The organism is Neisseria sp. P0021.S007 (assembly GCF_051956855.1).
Genome location: NZ_JBQCXA010000427.1, coordinates 1 through 740, shown reverse-complemented (window position 1 = coordinate 740; position 740 = coordinate 1). Strand labels below are relative to the sequence as shown.

1 protein-coding gene is annotated in these 740 nt (G+C 44.9%); it reads left to right on the top strand.

Annotated features, from left to right (window positions below; translation table 11 throughout):
- Positions 1-45: 45 nt before the first annotated feature.
- Positions 46-740, top strand: a 695-nt coding sequence (locus tag ACTHUR_RS13800; RefSeq protein ID WP_440399105.1) for a type I restriction enzyme subunit R domain-containing protein, incomplete at its 3' end; no start/stop codon positions are given.

Sequence of the window (740 nt, the reverse complement as noted above, 5' to 3'; positions counted from 1 at the left end):
GGTTTTGATGCGCCTTCGGCGACTTATCTCTATATCGACAAAAAAATGGCAGACCATAACCTTTTCCAAGCTATTTGTCGGGTGAACCGTTTGGACGGTGAATCGAAAACTTACGGCTATGTGGTGGATTATCGGGATTTGTTCAAGTCCTTAGAAAAGGCGTTTAAAGATTTCACCCAAGAAGCCTTTGAAGGCTATGAGCCATCTGATGTGGAGGGGCTGATTAAAGATCGCTTAAGTACGGCAAAAGAAGATTTGGAAACGGCTTGGGAAGCGGTGCAGATGATGACGGAAAACGTGCTAGCTCCGAAAACCTTCCCCGAGTACAAAGCCTATTTTTGCGGCGCAGACGATAAAACCAACCTGCAAACTGAATACCAAAGCAAACGTTTGGCGTTTTATCGGGCAGCAGCAAAATTAATTCGCGCCTATGGGGCGATTGCTAATGAATTGGTCGAAGCCGGTTACAATAAAATCCAAGCTGAAGAATGGCACAAGCGGGTAAAAAATATCACTGACTTGCGGGACGAATTGAAAATTGCCAGCGGCGATTATGTGGATTTTAAAACAGTTGATGCGGATATGCGTTATTTAATCAACCAATATGTGCGTGCCGAAGACAGCGAACGGCTGGATACTTTTGACAATGTGGGGTTGTTGGATTTGCTGGTCAGCCGTGGCGCGGATATAGTGGAAGATTTGCCCGAAGAACTTAAAGATAAAAAAAGTATGGCGGAAAC